Below are 16,216 nucleotides of genomic sequence, written 5' to 3' on the forward strand. Positions count from 1 at the left end.
AACAGGAGCATCGCATGACGACATTCAACCCGACCGCTGACTATGCCGACATACGAGAGGGCGTGGCCAGGGTCTGCGCCGAATTTCCCGGCAGCTATTGGCGTGATCTCGATGCCCGGCGCGCCTACCCCAAAAATTTCGTCAATGCGCTGATCAAGGAAGGCTATCTCGCTGCGATGATTCCGGAGGAATATGGCGGATCGGGTCTCAACCTCACGGCCTCCGCCGTCATCCTCGAGGAAATCCATCGCAACGGCTGCAATGCCGCCGCCTGTCATGCGCAGATGTACACGATGGGCACGGTGCTGCGCCACGGCAGCGAGGAGCAGAAGCGCCAATGGCTGCCAGGCATTGCCAATGGCTCGCTGAGGCTACAGGCCTTCGGCGTGACCGAGCCGACCAGCGGCACGGACACGCTGGCGCTGAAGACGACGGCGCGACGTGATGGTGATAGCTACATCATCAACGGCCAGAAAATCTGGACGTCGCGCGCCGAACATTCCGATCTTATGGTGCTACTTGCCCGCACGACGCCGCGCGACCAGGCGAAATCCAAGACGGATGGCCTGTCCGTCTTCCTGCTCGATCTCAGGCAATTGGTGGGCAATGGCATCACCATCCGTCCGATCCGGGCGATGATCAATCACGCCACCACCGAAGTCTTTTTCGACAATGTCCGCATTCCCGCCTCGAGCCTTGTCGGCGAAGAGGGCAAGGGCTTCCGATACATCCTTTCCGGAATGAATTCTGAGCGAATCCTGATCGCCTCGGAATGTATCGGCGATGCCAAGTGGTTCATAGACAAGGGTTCGGCCTATGCGAAAGAGCGCATCATTTTCGGCGCGCCGATCGGCAAGAACCAGGGCGTGCAGTTTCCGCTGGCGCGCGCCTATGCACATATGCTGGCCGCCGAAGCGATCGTTTATCGCGCCGCGGCCATGTATGATGCCGGCCACAATCCGGGTGTCGAAGCCAATACCGCCAAGATGCTGGCCGCCGATGCAAGCTGGGAAGCGGCGGAGGCATGCCTGCAGACACATGGCGGCTTCGGCTTCGCCGAGGAATATGACGTCGAGCGGAAATTCCGCGAGGCGCGGCTTTATCAGGTGGCGCCGATCTCGACCAACCTCATTCTCTGTTACATCGCCGAACAGGTCCTGGGTCTGCCGAAATCCTACGGGGAGGGCAGGGCATGACGACACTCTCCCACGTGCTTGACCTTGCGGCATTGCCGGCCCAGGCGATACCGCCATCGGCCCGAGTGGTGGCGCGGTTTTCGCTGTTCGATTGGATGGTCTGCGGTCGCGCGGGCCGCAACGAGCCATTGGCGAAAATTCTCAGGGATTTCGCAGCGGCGGAGGGTGGAAAACCAATCTCCTCCGTCATCGGCGGCGGCCAGTTGCCGGCGCGGGCTGCGGCGCTGGTCAACGGCGCCACCAGCCATGCGCTGGATTATGACGACACCCATTTCGGCCATATCGGCCATCCCTCCGTGGCAATCTATCCGGCCGCTTTGGCAGCGGCGGAAATGATCGGCGCATCGGGTGCTGCGGTCGCCGATGCCTTCCTGCTTGGCGCCGAGGCCTCGGTGCGGATCGGCATGGTGCTTGGCACGGTCCACTACAACAGGGGCTTTCACCAGACGGCCACGGCCGGCGCTTTTGGCGCCACGATTGCCGCCGGCCGCATTCTCGGGCTGAGCCGCGCGGAAATGCAGGTTGCCCTTGGGCTCTCCGCCACGCGCGCCTCCGGACTCAAATCGCAATTCGGCACCATGGGCAAACCCTATAATGCCGGCATCGCCGCCTCCAACGGGGTGGAATGCGCTCTTCTTGCCAAGGCCGGCTTTACCTCGGCCGACGATGGCCTCATGGGTGCCCAGGCCTTCGTTCCAACCCATTCCGACGCGCCCGACGAAGCGCGGGGCGTATGGGACAATCCGCCGCCGGGGACTTTCCTCTTCGAGGATATCAAATACAAGCTGCATGCCTGCTGCCACGGCACGCATGCAATGATCGAAGCCCTGGCCGCCGTTCGGGCCGGAATGGAAATGGATGAGATTGCCGGGATACGCCTACTCACCAACCCGCGCTGGCTCTCTGTCTGCGATATCAAGCGGCCGAGAACCGGTCTGGAAGTCAAGTTCAGCTATGCCTGGCTGGCTGGCATGGTGTTTCGGCAAATTCCGACATCGAATGACCGTACCTATACGGACGCGCTTGCGGATGATCCTGGGCTCGCCGATTTCGCCACCAGGGTGCATGTCACCGGCGATGCCGCTGTCGGCGATATGCTGGCCGTCGGCGAGGTGGTCCTCACCAATGGAAGGGTCGTGCCGTTCTCGCATGATCTGTCGGCGCGATTGCCTGCCGCCGAGATCGAGCGGGGGCTGCGCACCAAGGCCGTCGAGCTTATCGGATCGGAGGCGCAGGGAATATGGAAAGCCGTGACCGATCTCGATGGCCTGCCGGCCGCCGAGCTTGGCCAATTGTTGAGGCAACCATGAGCGAATACGAACACTGGATCGGCCGCACGAGCGCGCGCGCCGAAACCATCTCCGAGAGACAATTGCAGATGTTCCGCACGACGTTCGACGGGCTGCTTGCGCCCTCGGAGGTGCCGCTCGGCTTTCACTGGACATTTGTTCCCGATCTTTTTCCGGCTGCGGATCTTGGCCGCGACGGCCATCCGCGCACAGGCTTGGTCTTGCCGGCGCTGCCGCTGCCGCGACGCATGTGGGCCGGCGGCGAACTGGAATTCGTCAGCCCATTCTCCTCCTCCGACGCCGTCACCCGCGAAACGACGATCGCCGACATTGCCTTCAAGGAAGGCAGTTCCGGACGGCTGGGCTTCGTCACCGTCAACCATGCCTACAGCGCCGACGGTACGGTCCGCCTGCGCGAGCGGCAAGATGTCGTCTATCGCGAAGACCCCAAACCGGGCGCCCGTCCGGCCGCTGTAGCGGCCGAAAGCTGGGATGTCGTCGCGCAACGCCCGCTGGTGACCGATTCCACCCTGCTGTTCCGCTATTCGGCGCTGACCTTCAACGGCCACCGTATTCATTATGACGAGCCCTACGCGCGCAATGTCGAAGGCTATGCTGGCCTTGTCGTCCACGGGCCGATGCAGGCATTGCTGATGCTCAACCTCGCCGCCGAGCTTCTGGGACATGCGCCCACGCGCTTCAGTTACCGCGGGGTCTCGCCTCTGATCGCAGGCATTCCGGCTGTGATCGAGGCTCGAAAAGGCGACGATGAAATCGAGCTCCGGGTGCGAACCGACGACGGGATCGTGACGATGACCAGCCGAGCAGCAGCGTGAGCAAGGCCATGCGCCGCCTCAGCCATGATGGGCGGCGACAGTCTTGACCGTGGAGAAGCCGTAGAGTGCCTCAAAACCTTTTTCGCGCCCATGTCCGGATTTGCCGACACCGCCGAACGGTAGTTCGACCCCACCACCGGCACCATAATTGTTGAGAAAAACCTGGCCGGCATGGATGGCCCGCGCCATCCTGAGCGCCCGAGAGCCGTTCTCCGTCCAGACACCCGCCACCAGCCCATAATCCGTGCCATTGGCGATGGCGAGCGCTTCCGCCTCGTCATCGAAGGGGATGATCACCTGGGCCGGTCCGAAAATCTCCCTCTGCGCAAGCAGATGATCTGCAGGCACATCGGCAAACAGCGTCGGCTGCAGATAGAAGCCGCCATCCGGCGCGCCGTCCGCAATGGTTCCGCGCGCTGCCACTTCAAGCTCCGAACCCTGCGCGAGGAGACCTTCGATCAGCCCCTTCTGCCGGGCCGAAATCACCGGCCCCAGATCGAGGTCGTCGATGGCCGGGCCGACGCGCAATGCGGCATAGCGTGCTGCCATGCGCTCTACCACTTCCTGATGCCGTTTGCGTTCGACCAGGATACGGGCGGCGCAGGAACAGGTCTGGCCGGCATTCTGTATGCCGCCATTGACAAGAAAGGGCAGGGCCCGTTCGAGATCGGCGTCGGCGAAGACCACCTGGGGCGATTTGCCGCCCAACTCCAGCGTCACCGGCACCAGGTTCTTCGCCGCCGCCTGCTGCACCAGCGTGCCGACCCCGACCGAGCCGGTAAAGGAGAGATGGTTGATGCCCGGATGAGCGGCAAGTGCCGCCCCGGCCTCTGCCCCAAGGCCGGGCACGATATTGATGGCGCCGGCGGGAAAGCCGACATCCTCGGCCAGCCGCGCCATGGCCAGCGAGGTCAGGCAGGCCTCTTCCGCCGGCTTGATGACACAGGCATTGCCCATCGCCAAGGCCGCCGCCACCGAGCGCGCCAGGATCTGCATCGGATAGTTCCAGGGAACGATATGCCCGGTCACGCCGTGTGGCTCGCGGATCGTCCAGACCGTGTAGCCATCGAGATAGGGAACGGTGTCGCCCATCACCTTGTCGGCGGCTCCGCCATAGAATTCGAAATAGCGCGCCATGGTCACGGCATCGGCGCGCGCCTGCTTCAACGGCTTGCCGACATCCAGCGCCTCGATGCGGGCGAGCTGGTCGATCTTTTCGAGGATCGCCTGAGACAGTTTCAGCATCAGCCGCCCACGTTCCGCCGCCGTCAACCGCCCCCAGGCGCCGGCACGCGCGGCCTTGGCAGCCGCAACGGCAGCATCGATGTCAGCCTCGCGCCCACGGGCGATATTGCACAGGGGCTGGCCGGTCGAGGGGTTGAGAAGTTCCAGCCGTTCCCCGGAGGAAGGATCCTGCCACTGTCCTCCAACGAGAATCTTGTCGGTGTCGAACCAGATATCCGCGCCCATTGTGCACCTCCTGCCGGCACTATTGCGAGCGCAGTCTGGGAAGGGGCTGGCGGATGGTCAAATCGGAAAAGTCTCTGGCAGCCATAGCATTTCTGAATAGGCCGCGTGACGGTTGGCGCGAGAGTGGTTGATTGTAAGCAGATCAATATCTACTCGACATCGTCAAGGTTGACCTCGTCACCGCGGCGGTCGTAAAGTTGTGTCCTTTGTATCGACGAATGATGGGCTATGTCGGCTGCCTTTTTCAGCTGACATGGGCGTATCCGATGAGCATGTTCGGATTCCAGCAAATCGCCGATTTCCGTAGAACAGATTTCTCTACATAGTTTCCTTACAAGATTTGATGTTCAAAGCGGGCAAGAGCGGGATCGGTGAGGTATGTCCGAAAAACGGTCGTTTATCGAACAACACGGTCTTCCGCATTGGGGATGCTGAAACGACTGGGAGCTTCTAGGTCCGGTACGCCTCGACTCTTATCAATGGCGTTCTCAAAGCTTTCTCGATAGCTTTGCTTAAATCCCACCCCGTGATTTCCAGCCAAGGAACGACCTCGTTGAAGCCTTTGTCGCGAAACGCATCAAATGTCAGATGATCCTGAGAGTTAAATTCAACGATTATAAAGCGAAGCTTCACCTCTCGGAAAGAGGCCGGCAAAAGAGATGCCAAGAGGGCATAACTCTGTTTCTGTGCCCAGACCACTACACGCGTCACGTCATGCGAATTCAGATCCGAACTCTTCCGGCAGAGGGATTTCAAACGAATGATTTCACCGCTTCTTTCAATCTTCATCGTTTGGCCTTCCGAACCTAATTTCTGAAACACGGAAGTGGTTGAAAACAGCGGTGGCGATCCCCTGTCCCGAAATTCCTGATTTATGCGACGGGACGCTTACAGCGAGAGATGTTGGCCGCGCCACTCCCTCCATTTGAAGGAACCACCGTGACTTGCTCGCCGGTTGAATGTACAGTGCGCTCGTCCACCGACGGAGTGACATCATGAGCCATGTTGTGATTGGCGCTTTGGCACTAGCCGCTATTGCCACTTTTGTTGGCTTCATCTTCTACAAGGCAACAAGGCCCGGCCCGCGCTATCAGAGAATGGATATTCCCAGAAACGATGGCGATGGACTTCCGCCGATGATTTGAGCTGATTTTTGCGCTAGGCGGCTGTTCCGAAATTCTTGATTTTTGCAACGCCCAGTTACTCATACAAAAGCTTCTCGCCGTTCGCCCCCAACTTCGCGGCATAAAAAACTAATCCTACGACTTCAAGCAAACCACCAGGTATCTTCAGAATACCCTCTTCATCTCGAAGCCGCCTTAAGGCGTAAACCCGCTTCGCCAGAACATGCCCTTCGCTGGCTGCCATGGCTAGGTAGCGCTCAGACTCCTCTCTGTGAGCCCCGCGTCGATCCGTCACCTCCGCCATAACCCGATATATCCAGTAAGCCGCGGACGGGTTCCTCTTGGCAATGGACTTGAATTTGGCCAAGGCTGCCGCGCTCTCATCGCGCACGAGCAACATGTGGCCCAACCTGTAAGTACCCAATTCATATCCTTCGGCATCCGCCAAGGTGTAGTATCTCAAGGCAGCATCTTTGTCTTTGGGAACTCCAAGGCCACCGTCATATACAAGTCCGAGGCAATAAGCTGCTACTCCTTTGCTTGATCGGTCGATCTCCATCATCCGAAGATAGGTCGCTATTGCATCTTTTGCCCTACCCTCCTGCAAGGCGCGTCCCGCAGCTTCTAAATTGCGATCAATGTTGTCCGGCACCAAGTGACTCCAAAAGTATGCATTCGATTTTCTTCGACATACAGGAAGCACGAAAAACTGTCACAATCGGCGAGGCGAATCCACCCTGTCCCCATATTCTTGAGTTTCGCACTCCACCAGTAGATTACCTTCTGACCTGCAATTGAGGAAACGTGCCACGCCCAGTAGCCGTCGCCGTAGGGGATTGCCACCTCGCATGCGGAGGCGGCGTTGTACGCGATAACGTCAGCGTCGAGTAAAAGCACTCGGCTCATTTGGTTTCCTTGATGTATGATCATAGGCGGCCAATGTCCGTTCGGCCGTATTTCCGCATGGGCAAATGCGAATGACAGACCAGATTGCAGAAAACAGCTTGCGTCTACGCGCCCTCATGGGCGCGCCACGGACATCCGAAGCACTTGGATTTGTTCGAGAGATGCTGGCAGGCAGACCACCAGGTCCAAAATCTCTCTCAATTCAGGTTTTGGGCACATGGGGTCACGCCGCAGACAAGGAAATGATCAAGGATTTTCTGACCGCCAGCTTGAAAAAAACTAAAAGTCGGCAAATAACACTAATACACGTCGCCATTGGCGCGTTGGAGCACCTTATCTTACCCGCTGATGCCGACTGGTTGCTTCATCTCTGCTTCTCACAGCCTCAGATCGAGCGTCATGGGCTGTTCCGCCTGTTCAAAAGGCTAACTCCCGAGGTAACTCGCTCATACCTGATTGCGCAGCTGAAAAGCGAGGATTGGATCAATCGTTGGTCAGCAGCTAGGGCAATAATGGCGGTGAGATTCCCTGATCAGCGCAAGTTGTTGACGCCCCTCCTGGAGGACAGCTCTGGTTTGGTTCGGGGAACAGCTGAAAACGGTATCTCCCAAGCTGTTGATTAGTTCTCTCTAGCCAGAGGGGTTGCTATGGTGCCGCTATCCCGAAACTCTTGAATTTTCAAATAGATAACCTGACACGGTTTCCGTACAGAATTCGATGTAAGGTTTCCGGTCGTTTTCCAGACACATTGATCACGCTGACGGTTCAAGACCCGCTGAGGCCGGTCGGTGCCAAGGCGAGTCCGCTCAATCGTTTACGGCAAAATCCGTCAATTTCCAGCCGGCATCATCCTTGCCGAAAACGTAGATCTCGTCGCCGCAGACAGCAGCATAACTGACCTTACCTTCGTAGGTGTCCTTGACGGGCTTCTGCTTGGCAAGACACGTCCGCTGCTCCGGGTCGAAAGAACCATTCCAGATCATAGGGAAATCAGCCACTTGCCGTTGACCGTCGTATTCGATCGGATATTTGACCATCAGCGATACGGCCTTCTGGTCGCTCTTGCGGACGGCAGCTTTGAATTGCGTCCAGAACGCTGCGAAACCGTCATCGCTTCCCGCCGCCAGCGCCGATCCCGCAGATATCAGCAAACCAGCCACAATCAGTCCCTTGCCGATCACCGACCCGATTGAATTCATGTTCGCCCCTCCATGCAATAATCGAGCATCGTTTCAATCTCTCCAGAATTCGGGCCAATGCCACTACAACCAAGCTTGATAATCGTACCAATCACTGTTGCTGTACTGGTCCACCATTCATTGTCGCCTCCCATATTTAATTAACGTGCATAAGTCTTGAATTGAGGAACAGCATCGTTTTGCTGTATCATGCATAAAATATTGATAAATATACGTTTTCTGCGCCAATATGAGATAAGCGCATTATCATAGATAGGAAGGTTGCCGCAAACGATTAAGGAACGCTGCTGCGCCTAACTCGGCTGGTCGAGCATATCCTCTATCTCACCGACAAGCCGACCTTCCCAGATGCCCCGGCGGACGAGGTCGCGTGCCACCGTCAGGGTGATGCGCTCGATTGCCCTGCAGGCCCGGCTCAACGGGCGGGCGCTGTTGGTGACCAGATAGACCGGCCGCGATATCGTCGGCTCGATGATCGGCGACTTCACCAGTTCTCCGCGCGCGACAAAGTCATGGGCGGCTGCGGGTGCGAAGATCGTGTAGCCGGAGCCGCGGGCGACCAGTTCCTTGATCTGCGTCATCGCATCCATTTCGATGACGACATTGAGGTCGATGCCGAGCGCGGATGTGTGCTTGGTGATCGTCTTGGTCAGCCCATGCGCCGGGGCGGGCAAGATGAGTTCGAGATCGGCCAGTGCTCGCAATGGCACCGGCATGCCCGGCGGTGTCTCGAGCGGCCAATTGTCCGGCGCGGAGAAAAAGCAGAGCTCCTCGTCAAGGATATGCGTGACACGAAAATTCTCGTGTTTATCGAGGCTGTAGAGGAAGGCGATGTCTATCTTCTGTTCTTCGAGCCAGGTCTTGATATAGCCGCTCATGGATTCGATGGCCTGCAGCCGCACATTGGGCAGTTCGACCCGTACCGTTTCGGCAAGCGGCACCGACATGACCATGGAGACGGAAGGCGGCAGACCGAAGGCCACCGTGCCGCGCACCGCGCCTCCGGCCTCCTTCATCGCGGCGACACACTGATCCAGGCTGAGGCAGATCTCGCGGGCATGGCTTGCCAGCAGGTGCCCTTCGTCGGTCAGCTGGATGCCGCGCGGCGAGCGCACCATCAGCTGTACGCCAAGCTCTTCCTCAAGCTTGATGACATGCTGGGAAAGGGAGGGCTGCGCGACGCCGAGGCGATGCGACGCGGCCGACAGCGACCGTTCCTCCGAGATCGCGATGAAATATCTGAGGTGCCGGATATCCATTTCTGTCTCCCTGACAAGGAGTTAGTCGGCTTTGATCTAGCCTGTCAAGGAAACCGATATTTCCGCCTCTAGCGACCAAACGCTAACGTCTACTCGTGAATGGAGGAGTCGGCCTATGCGTGATCTTGACGGCCTGTTGGTTGTGTCGCTGGAGCAGGCTGTGGCGGCACCGCTCGCGACCGCGCGGCTGGCCGAGGCCGGCGCCCGCGTCATCAAGATCGAGCGGCCGGAAGGCGATTTTGCCCGGGGCTATGACCGGCTGGTGCATGGCGAAAGCGCCTATTTCGTCTGGATCAACCGCGGCAAGGAGTCGATCTGTCTCGATCTTCGCAAGCCCGAGGACCTAGCGCTGCTCAAGCGGATGATCGCGGCGGCCGACATTTTCGTACAGAACCTAGCACCGGGTGCTGCCGCCCGTCTCGGCGTTGGCGCCGAGACGATGACGGCCGAGCATCCGCGGCTGATCTATGTCTCCATTTCCGGCTATGGCGAAAGCGGACCTTATCGCGACCAGAAGGCCTATGACATGCTCATCCAGGGCGAAAGCGGCCTGCTGGCGGTCAATGGCACGCCCGAGGGCAGCGCCCGCGTCGGCATTTCCGTTTGCGACATCGCGGCGGGCGAGACGGCCTTCTCCGCCGTGCTGCAGGCGCTGATCGGTCGGCACGCCACTGGCCGCGGCCGCACGGTCGAAGTGTCGCTGTTCCACACGATCGCGGACTGGATGAACGTGCCCTATCTGCAGACCCGCTATGGCGGGGCCGCCCCCAAGCGGGTCGGCCTCAGGCATCCGTCGATCGCACCCTATGGCGCCTTCACCTGTGCCGACGGGCGGGATTTGCTGCTTTCGGTGCAGAATGACCGGGAATGGGCAGCGCTCTGCGAAAAAATCCTCGATGATCCCTCTCTGGCTCGCGATCCACGCTTCGCAACCAATGTCGACCGGGTGGCGAATATGAGGGAGGTCGAGACACTGATCGCTGCGGTGCTCTCGCGTCTGGGTCGGGAGGTGGCGGTCGAGCGGCTGAACGCAGCCGGCATCGCCTGCGGCCGGCTCTCGACGATTGATGATCTGCTAGAACACCCGCAAGCCCGTCACGTGACGACGGAGACACCGACCGGACCGGTCGAGATGATGGGCCGTGGCATCAACATTCCCGGCGACAGCGTCACTGCAAGCGCAGTGCCGGCGCTCGGACAGCATTCGGCAGCGTTGCGGGCCGAATTCCACTCCCACGGCAAGAGGACCGGATGATGCCGGTCGCCCTCAGGAAGGTGTCCGCGCTTCGATAAGCTCAGGTGGGCAGAGCGGGTGTCGCAGCAGAAGCGACCGCCCGCCTATCCCTGGCGGGGCTTCTCGCTTGAGGTCCGAGCGAGGATCAGATGTCTTTCACCAACCGCAACGCATCGTAGATGGCTGCGTGGGTGTTGCGGGCGGCCACGGCGTCACCGATCCTGTAGAGCTGGAATTGTCCCTCCGAATTGCGAATGAACGACTGCGTCTGACCGTTGATCAACCCGTCGTAATCGACTGCGCCGAGATTGGATGAACGCGGCTTGAGTTCAAAATAGAGGTCGTCGAGCGGAATGGTGCCATGGTTGATGACCACCTGGTCGACCACCTGCTGCTTGGAGATGCCGCCATAATCGCTGCCGACATGGGCGACGAGCTGGTTGCCGTTCCTCTCGACCGATTCCAGGCGGTATGTGACCGTGAAGGTTACATCGAGTTTCTGCAGCGAGCGCATATAAGGCACGAGGTTCATGGCCATGACCTCCGGTGCGAAGGACCGGTCCGGCGTCATGACTTCCACCTTGGCACCCGCATTCGCCAGGATTTCCGCGGCTTGAAGGCCTGCGTGATCGCCGGCATCGTCGAAGATCAGTACATTGGTGCCAGGCTTCACGTCACCGGAAATGATGTCCCAGGAAGATACGACGAGTTCGTTGCCCTTCGTCAAGACCTCGGTATGCGGCAGGCCGCCTGTGGCGATGATGACGACGTCGGGCTTCTCGGCCTCGATCGTGGCGGCTTCAGCCCAGGTGTTGAAGTGGAATTTGACGCCGGCCTTTTCGCACTGGGCCATGCGCCAGTCGATGATGCCGATCATCTCCTTGCGGCGCGGGCTCTGCGCCGTGAGGCGGATTTGGCCGCCCGGATTGGCGGCCGCTTCGAAGACGGTGACGTCGTGGCCGCGTTCACCGGCGACCCGTGCCGCTTCTAGACCCGCCGGGCCGGTGCCGACGATGACCACCTTCTTGCGCTCAGGCGCCTTTTCGATGACCTGAGGCATCGTCTCTTCGCGGCCGGTCGCCGCGTTGTGGATACAGAAGGCCAGGCCTCCCTGATAGATTCTATCAAGACAGTAGTTCGCGCCAACGCAGGGGCGGATGTCGTCTTCGCGTTTTTCGATGATTTTCCGCAGGATATGCGGATCAGTCATGTGGGCGCGAGTCATGCCGATCATGTCGACCTTGCCCGATGCGATGGCATGCCGGGCCGTAGCGACGTCCTGGATCTTGGCGGCATGGAAGGTCGGGAAGGCAGTCGCGGCGCGGATTTCGCCGGCAAAGTCCAGATGCGGTGCACTCGCCATGCCCTGGATCGGAATGACGTCGGTCAGGCCCGGATCGGTGTCGATGTGACCGCGGATGACATTGAGATAGTCGATCAGGCCGCTTTCCTTCAGGCGGCGGGAAATCTCGAGACCCTCCGTCTTGCCCGTGCCGCCTTCCAGGCGCTCGTCAGCCGTATAGCGGACGCCGAGGATGAAATCGTCGCCCACCCGTTTGCGCATCGCCTTGAAGACATCGAAACAGAAGCGCAGGCGGTTCTCCAGCGGGCCGCCATAGGGGCCATCGAGTTCGTTGGTGAGCGGAGAGTTGAACTGGTCGATCAGATGGCCATAGGCTTCAAGCTCGACGCCATCCATGCCGCCCGCCTTCATGCGCTCGGCCGCATCGGCAAAATCCTTGATGATGCGCTCGATATCCCAGTCTTCCATCTTCTTCGGGAAGGCGCGGTGCGCGGCTTCGCGGTGGTGAGATGGGGCGACGACGGGAAGCCAGTCGCCCTTGTCCCAGCGTGTGCGGCGTCCGAGATGGGTGAGCTGGATCATGATCGCGGCACCCTGCTCATGCACGGCGTCGGTCATTTCCCTAACCCATGGGACGATCTCGTCCTTATAGGCGAGCAGGTTGTTGAACACCGGCGGGCTGTCCTTGGAGACTGCCGCCGATCCGGCCGTCATGGTCATCGCGACACCGCCCTTGGCGCGCTCGACGGTATAGGCGCGGTAGCGGCCCTTCGGCATGCCGTCTTCCGGATAGGCAGGTTCGTGCGAGGTGACGATAATGCGGTTTTTGAGGGTCAAATGCTTCAATTGATAGGGCTGGAGGAGGGGATCGTTGGACATCTGACGCTCCGATTTAAGAAAGGTGGGCTGAAGTTAGCAAAATGTACATGAGTGTCAATGATGAAAACACAGATGTCGTGTTTTCTGACGCTGTTGTACATTTCGATTGAACGGCGGGTCATTGTTTGCTACGAAACCAAGTATGGAGCAGGTTTCGAACGATAGCGGCTGGAGAGGATCGCCTGAAGGATGGCTTGAGGCGGCCTATGAATTGCTGATCGAGTCCGGCGTCGACTCCGTCAAAATTCAGCCGCTCGCCAAGAAGCTGAAGCTTTCAAGGACGTCGTTCTACTGGTTCTTCCGGGATCGGGAGGAATTGCTGGCGGCGCTGGTGGCCAGGTGGCGCGAGAAGAACACCGGCGCGCTGATCAAGCAGTCGGAAGCCTATGCGGAAACGGTCGCCGAGGCGATGCTCAACGTGCTGGACTGCTGGCTGGACAAGACCTTGTTCGACGCACAGTTCGAATTCGCGATCCGGAGCTGGGCTCTGCAGTCGCCGGACATCCTGGCCGAGGTCCAGCAGGCCGACCAGGCGCGGATCGCGGCTCTGGACCGGATGCTCCTGAGGTTCGGATATAAGTCGACGTCTGCGGACGTGCGCGCCCGGACAATCTATCTCGTCCAGATCGGCTATATCTCGATGCAGGCCAAGGAAGAACTTGCGACGCGCATGAAGCGGATCGCCGACTATGTCGAAATCTACACCGGCACCGCACCCGAGCAGAGGGAACTTGATCGCTTCTTTGCCCGGCACGGATATGTGCCGGATTAGAGGCAATCGCGATGGGCGGACAGCCAACATCGGGACTCTTGGCGCGACAGGCTGGCTGGGCACGGCATTCCCTCAAGACCGCGCCGGGGATCGTCGCTCAGCCGAAAGGCCTGTCCGCAGATGACTGAATTCAGACGCTCGCATGGAGAGTCCGCGTGTCCAAGAAATTCCCCCGCCTGTTTTCACCCCTGACGATCCGTTCCCACACGCTGAGGAACCGCATCGTCTTCGGTGCGCATACCGCCAATATGGCGGTGGAAGGTCTGCCGACCGAGCGGCATGCCGCTTATTATCGGGAACGCGCGATCGGCGGCGCTGCTATGATCGTGGTCGAGCCGATGCCGGTGCATGCCGCCGCCGTGCTGACGCGCGGCAATTTCCGCCATTCCGACGATGCTGTCATCCCGCATTTCCGCAAGGTGACCGAGGCGATCAAGTCGAATGGCGCGGTGGCGATCCAGCAGCTCTATCATATCGGCGCCCATGGCGATTCCGATCTTTCCTTCCATCCGCACTGGTCGCCGTCCGGCCTGCCGAGCTATCATGACAGCGATGGCTCGCACATGATGACCGAAGCCGAAATCTGGGACACCATCGACGGCTTCGTGCAAGCCGCCCGCCGCTGCAAGGAAGCGGGTTTTGACGGGGTGGAAGTCTGGGCGGCCTATCTCGGCATGGTCGACCAGTTCTGGACGCCGTGGAGCAACCGGCGCGAAGACCAATGGGGCGGATCGCTGGAGAACCGCACGCGGATGTCGAGGGAAATTCTGTCCCGCATCCGCGATGTCTGCGGCGCAGACTTCATCATCGGGCTGGCGGTCAGCGACCAGTCAAGCCAGCCGGTTGCGTTGACGCGCGACGAGCAGGCCGAGATCATTGGCTACCACGATGAGTTGGGCCTGTTCGACTATGTGACCTGCGGCTCCGGCGGCTATCTCGACTTCTATTCGTTGATGCCAACTTTCGTGTTTCCTGAAAAGCTCGGCGCGGACCTCGCTTCCGCCTTGAAGAAAGTCGTCAAGAACGCCGTCGTCATGGCGGAGAGCCATATCAGGACGCCGGACAATGCCGAGACGCTGCTCGGCGAAGGCGTGTCGGACCTCGTCTCGATCGTGCGTGGCCAGATCGCCGACCCGCATCTAGCCCGCAAGGCCGGCGAAGATCGGCCGGAAGATGTTCGAGGCTGCATTTCCTGCAATCAGATGTGCTGGGGGCGGCGTGGTCGCGATTACTGGATCAGCTGTCTGATCAACCCGTCAGTAGGGCGGGAATTTGAATGGAACGGCGACCGCTTCGTAAAAGCGGAAGCGCCTAAACGGGTGTTGGTCATTGGCGGCGGCCCGGCGGGGCTGGAAGCAGCAAGGACTGCGGCCGAACGCGGGCACAAAGTGGTGCTGGCGGAGGCATCGAGCCGTCTGGGCGGCAACTTCCTTCTGGCCGGCATGCAGCCGCGCCGGGCGCAGATTCTCGATCTCATCGGATGGTACGAACGCCAACTGGAGAAGCTCGGCGTCGAGGTCCGGCTGAATAGCTATATCGAGGCGGATGAAATCGATGCATCCGAGTATGACACTATTGTCGCTGCGACCGGGTCCTATGGCCCGGAAACAGGGTTCCAGAAGGCTCTTCCTGCTGTCGAAACAATGCCCGGTATCGACAAGGGTGGTGTGTTCACTGTCGAGGCCGTGATGTCGCGGCAGGCAAGGCCGGGAAAGCGCGTGCTTTTGCTTGACGAGGGCGGCGGCTGGCGAGGATGCGGCACCGCGTGGAAGCTGGCCGAGGAGGGGCATGACGTCACCATCGTCACGCCCGACCCGTTCGTTGGCAAGGAACTGACCCGCACGGCGGCCGATGTGCCGATGCGGCAGGCGATCCGCAAGCTCGGCGTTCGCTGGATCACTGAGGCGAGCGTGACCGAATGGCATGGCAACGGCGCGACGCTGGTCGATCACAATACCGGGGAACATTCCTTCGTCGAAGCCGACGCCCTGGTGACGGCGACGACGAACATGGCGGCTGACTGGCTGATGCCGGGACTGGCCGAACTGGGCCCGCCCATTCGCCAGATCGGCGATTGCGCGGCACCGCGACAGGCGCCTTATGCTTTCTACGAGGGACGAAAGGCCGGTCTGGAAATTTAGGGCGACCGACGAAGTTCTCGTCGGTTGCGGGAATTCAGAACGGCAGCCGCGCATTCTCCTTGACCTCTTTCATCACAAAGAAGGTTCGCGTCTGCCGGACGCCCGGCAGCGCGATCAGCTTCTGACCGTGCAATTTGTTGAAATCCGCCATGTCGCGGACGCGGATTTTCAGGAGGTAGTCGAAGTCACCGGCGACGAGGTTGCAGTCGAGCACTTCCTTCATCTCCATGACAGCGCCTTCAAAGGCCGCAAAACTCTCCGGCGTCGAGCGATCAAGCACCACACCGACCATGACCAGCGCGCCGAGACCGACTGCCGCAGGTGCCACTTCAGCCCTTACGCCGGTAATATAACCCTCGTCGAACAGCCGTTGCGTCCGCCTGTAGCAGGTAGCTGCGCTGACATTCACCCGTTCCGCCAGATCGGCATTGGTGAGCCGCCCCTCGGATTGCAGGGTGCGCAGGATTTTTAGATCGATCCTGTCGAAAGCGGGTGTGGAAGAATCTTTCATTTGCAGGCCAATAAGTTGAAGAAAGACATTAACCGACCGGAATTTTATCGAAATTCGAGCAAAGCGGCAACGAAGTTAGAGAGCACCTTTCATGCAT

General features: G+C 59.8%; 15 protein-coding genes. 8 read left to right on the forward strand and 7 right to left on the reverse strand.

Annotated elements, in window-relative coordinates; translation table 11 throughout:
• The first annotated feature begins 14 nt into the window (after nucleotides 1-14).
• The 3 genes from AC1D06_RS01745 to AC1D06_RS01755 are packed head-to-tail and all read left to right on the forward strand — an operon-like array spanning nucleotide 15 to nucleotide 3,321.
• Complete coding sequence (locus AC1D06_RS01745) at nucleotides 15-1,196, forward strand: acyl-CoA dehydrogenase family protein (RefSeq protein ID WP_477878933.1); 1,182 nt, start codon at nucleotides 15-17, stop codon at nucleotides 1,194-1,196.
• A complete protein-coding gene (locus AC1D06_RS01750) occupies nucleotides 1,193-2,506 on the forward strand; it encodes an MmgE/PrpD family protein (protein ID WP_477878932.1) in 1,314 nt (437 codons plus the stop codon). Before AC1D06_RS01745 ends, AC1D06_RS01750 begins: the two co-directional genes overlap by 4 nt.
• Complete coding sequence (locus AC1D06_RS01755; RefSeq protein ID WP_477878931.1) at nucleotides 2,503-3,321, forward strand: HTD2 family dehydratase; 819 nt, start codon at nucleotides 2,503-2,505, stop codon at nucleotides 3,319-3,321. The genes AC1D06_RS01750 and AC1D06_RS01755 overlap by 4 nt, the downstream gene beginning before the upstream one ends.
• Before the next feature lie 18 nt (nucleotides 3,322-3,339).
• Here AC1D06_RS01755 and AC1D06_RS01760 read toward each other — a convergent pair whose 3' ends face one another.
• Together AC1D06_RS01760 and AC1D06_RS01765 are read right to left on the reverse strand one after the other, a co-directional pair.
• Nucleotides 3,340-4,791, reverse strand: coding sequence for an aldehyde dehydrogenase family protein (locus AC1D06_RS01760; protein WP_477984520.1), 1,452 nt, complete (start codon nucleotides 4,789-4,791; stop codon nucleotides 3,340-3,342).
• A gap of 450 nt (nucleotides 4,792-5,241) precedes the next feature.
• Entirely contained in the window at nucleotides 5,242-5,580 is a 339-nt protein-coding gene (locus tag AC1D06_RS01765; protein WP_477984522.1) for a hypothetical protein, read from the reverse strand.
• Between the two features lie 206 nt (nucleotides 5,581-5,786).
• On the opposite strand from AC1D06_RS01765, the gene AC1D06_RS01770 reads away from it, so the two are divergent.
• Nucleotides 5,787-5,936 carry a hypothetical protein gene (locus tag AC1D06_RS01770; protein WP_477984524.1) on the forward strand — a complete coding sequence of 50 codons (150 nt, stop codon included), beginning with the start codon at nucleotides 5,787-5,789 and terminating at the stop codon, nucleotides 5,934-5,936.
• A 55-nt stretch (nucleotides 5,937-5,991) separates the two neighbouring features.
• On the opposite strand, the gene AC1D06_RS01775 is transcribed toward AC1D06_RS01770, so the two are convergent.
• Nucleotides 5,992-6,567 carry an SEL1-like repeat protein gene (locus AC1D06_RS01775; RefSeq protein ID WP_477984526.1) on the reverse strand — a complete coding sequence of 192 codons (576 nt, stop codon included), beginning with the start codon at nucleotides 6,565-6,567 and terminating at the stop codon, nucleotides 5,992-5,994.
• Nucleotides 6,568-6,892: 325 nt separating this feature from the next.
• On the opposite strand from AC1D06_RS01775, the gene AC1D06_RS01780 reads away from it, so the two are divergent.
• Nucleotides 6,893-7,444: a HEAT repeat domain-containing protein gene (locus AC1D06_RS01780; RefSeq protein WP_477984528.1), complete on the forward strand. Its 552-nt coding sequence runs from the start codon at nucleotides 6,893-6,895 to the stop codon at nucleotides 7,442-7,444.
• A gap of 183 nt (nucleotides 7,445-7,627) precedes the next feature.
• Here the strand turns inward: AC1D06_RS01780 and AC1D06_RS01785 are convergent, their stop codons facing one another.
• The gene (locus tag AC1D06_RS01785) at nucleotides 7,628-8,020 is read right to left on the reverse strand and encodes a hypothetical protein (protein ID WP_477984530.1); all 393 of its coding nucleotides are present in this window, start codon (nucleotides 8,018-8,020) and stop codon (nucleotides 7,628-7,630) included.
• Nucleotides 8,021-8,313: 293 nt separating this feature from the next.
• Complete coding sequence (locus tag AC1D06_RS01790) at nucleotides 8,314-9,279, reverse strand: LysR family transcriptional regulator (protein ID WP_477984532.1); 966 nt, start codon at nucleotides 9,277-9,279, stop codon at nucleotides 8,314-8,316.
• A gap of 115 nt (nucleotides 9,280-9,394) precedes the next feature.
• On the opposite strand from AC1D06_RS01790, the gene AC1D06_RS01795 reads away from it, so the two are divergent.
• Nucleotides 9,395-10,534 (forward strand): CaiB/BaiF CoA transferase family protein, encoded by a 1,140-nt coding sequence (locus AC1D06_RS01795; protein ID WP_477984534.1) that lies wholly within the window; start codon nucleotides 9,395-9,397, stop codon nucleotides 10,532-10,534.
• A 124-nt stretch (nucleotides 10,535-10,658) separates the two neighbouring features.
• On the opposite strand, the gene AC1D06_RS01800 is transcribed toward AC1D06_RS01795, so the two are convergent.
• Nucleotides 10,659-12,695, reverse strand: coding sequence for an oxidoreductase (locus AC1D06_RS01800; protein ID WP_477984536.1), 2,037 nt, complete (start codon nucleotides 12,693-12,695; stop codon nucleotides 10,659-10,661).
• A gap of 142 nt (nucleotides 12,696-12,837) precedes the next feature.
• On the opposite strand from AC1D06_RS01800, the gene AC1D06_RS01805 reads away from it, so the two are divergent.
• Nucleotides 12,838-13,467: a TetR/AcrR family transcriptional regulator gene (locus AC1D06_RS01805; protein WP_477878926.1), complete on the forward strand. Its 630-nt coding sequence runs from the start codon at nucleotides 12,838-12,840 to the stop codon at nucleotides 13,465-13,467.
• A 155-nt stretch (nucleotides 13,468-13,622) separates the two neighbouring features.
• The gene (locus AC1D06_RS01810) at nucleotides 13,623-15,608 is read left to right on the forward strand and encodes an oxidoreductase (RefSeq protein ID WP_477878925.1); all 1,986 of its coding nucleotides are present in this window, start codon (nucleotides 13,623-13,625) and stop codon (nucleotides 15,606-15,608) included.
• A gap of 34 nt (nucleotides 15,609-15,642) precedes the next feature.
• On the opposite strand, the gene AC1D06_RS01815 is transcribed toward AC1D06_RS01810, so the two are convergent.
• Nucleotides 15,643-16,119, reverse strand: coding sequence for an Lrp/AsnC family transcriptional regulator (locus AC1D06_RS01815; RefSeq protein WP_477878924.1), 477 nt, complete (start codon nucleotides 16,117-16,119; stop codon nucleotides 15,643-15,645).
• Nucleotides 16,120-16,216: the final 97 nt, after the last annotated feature.

The organism is Rhizobium sp. P2_G2 (assembly GCF_056403555.1).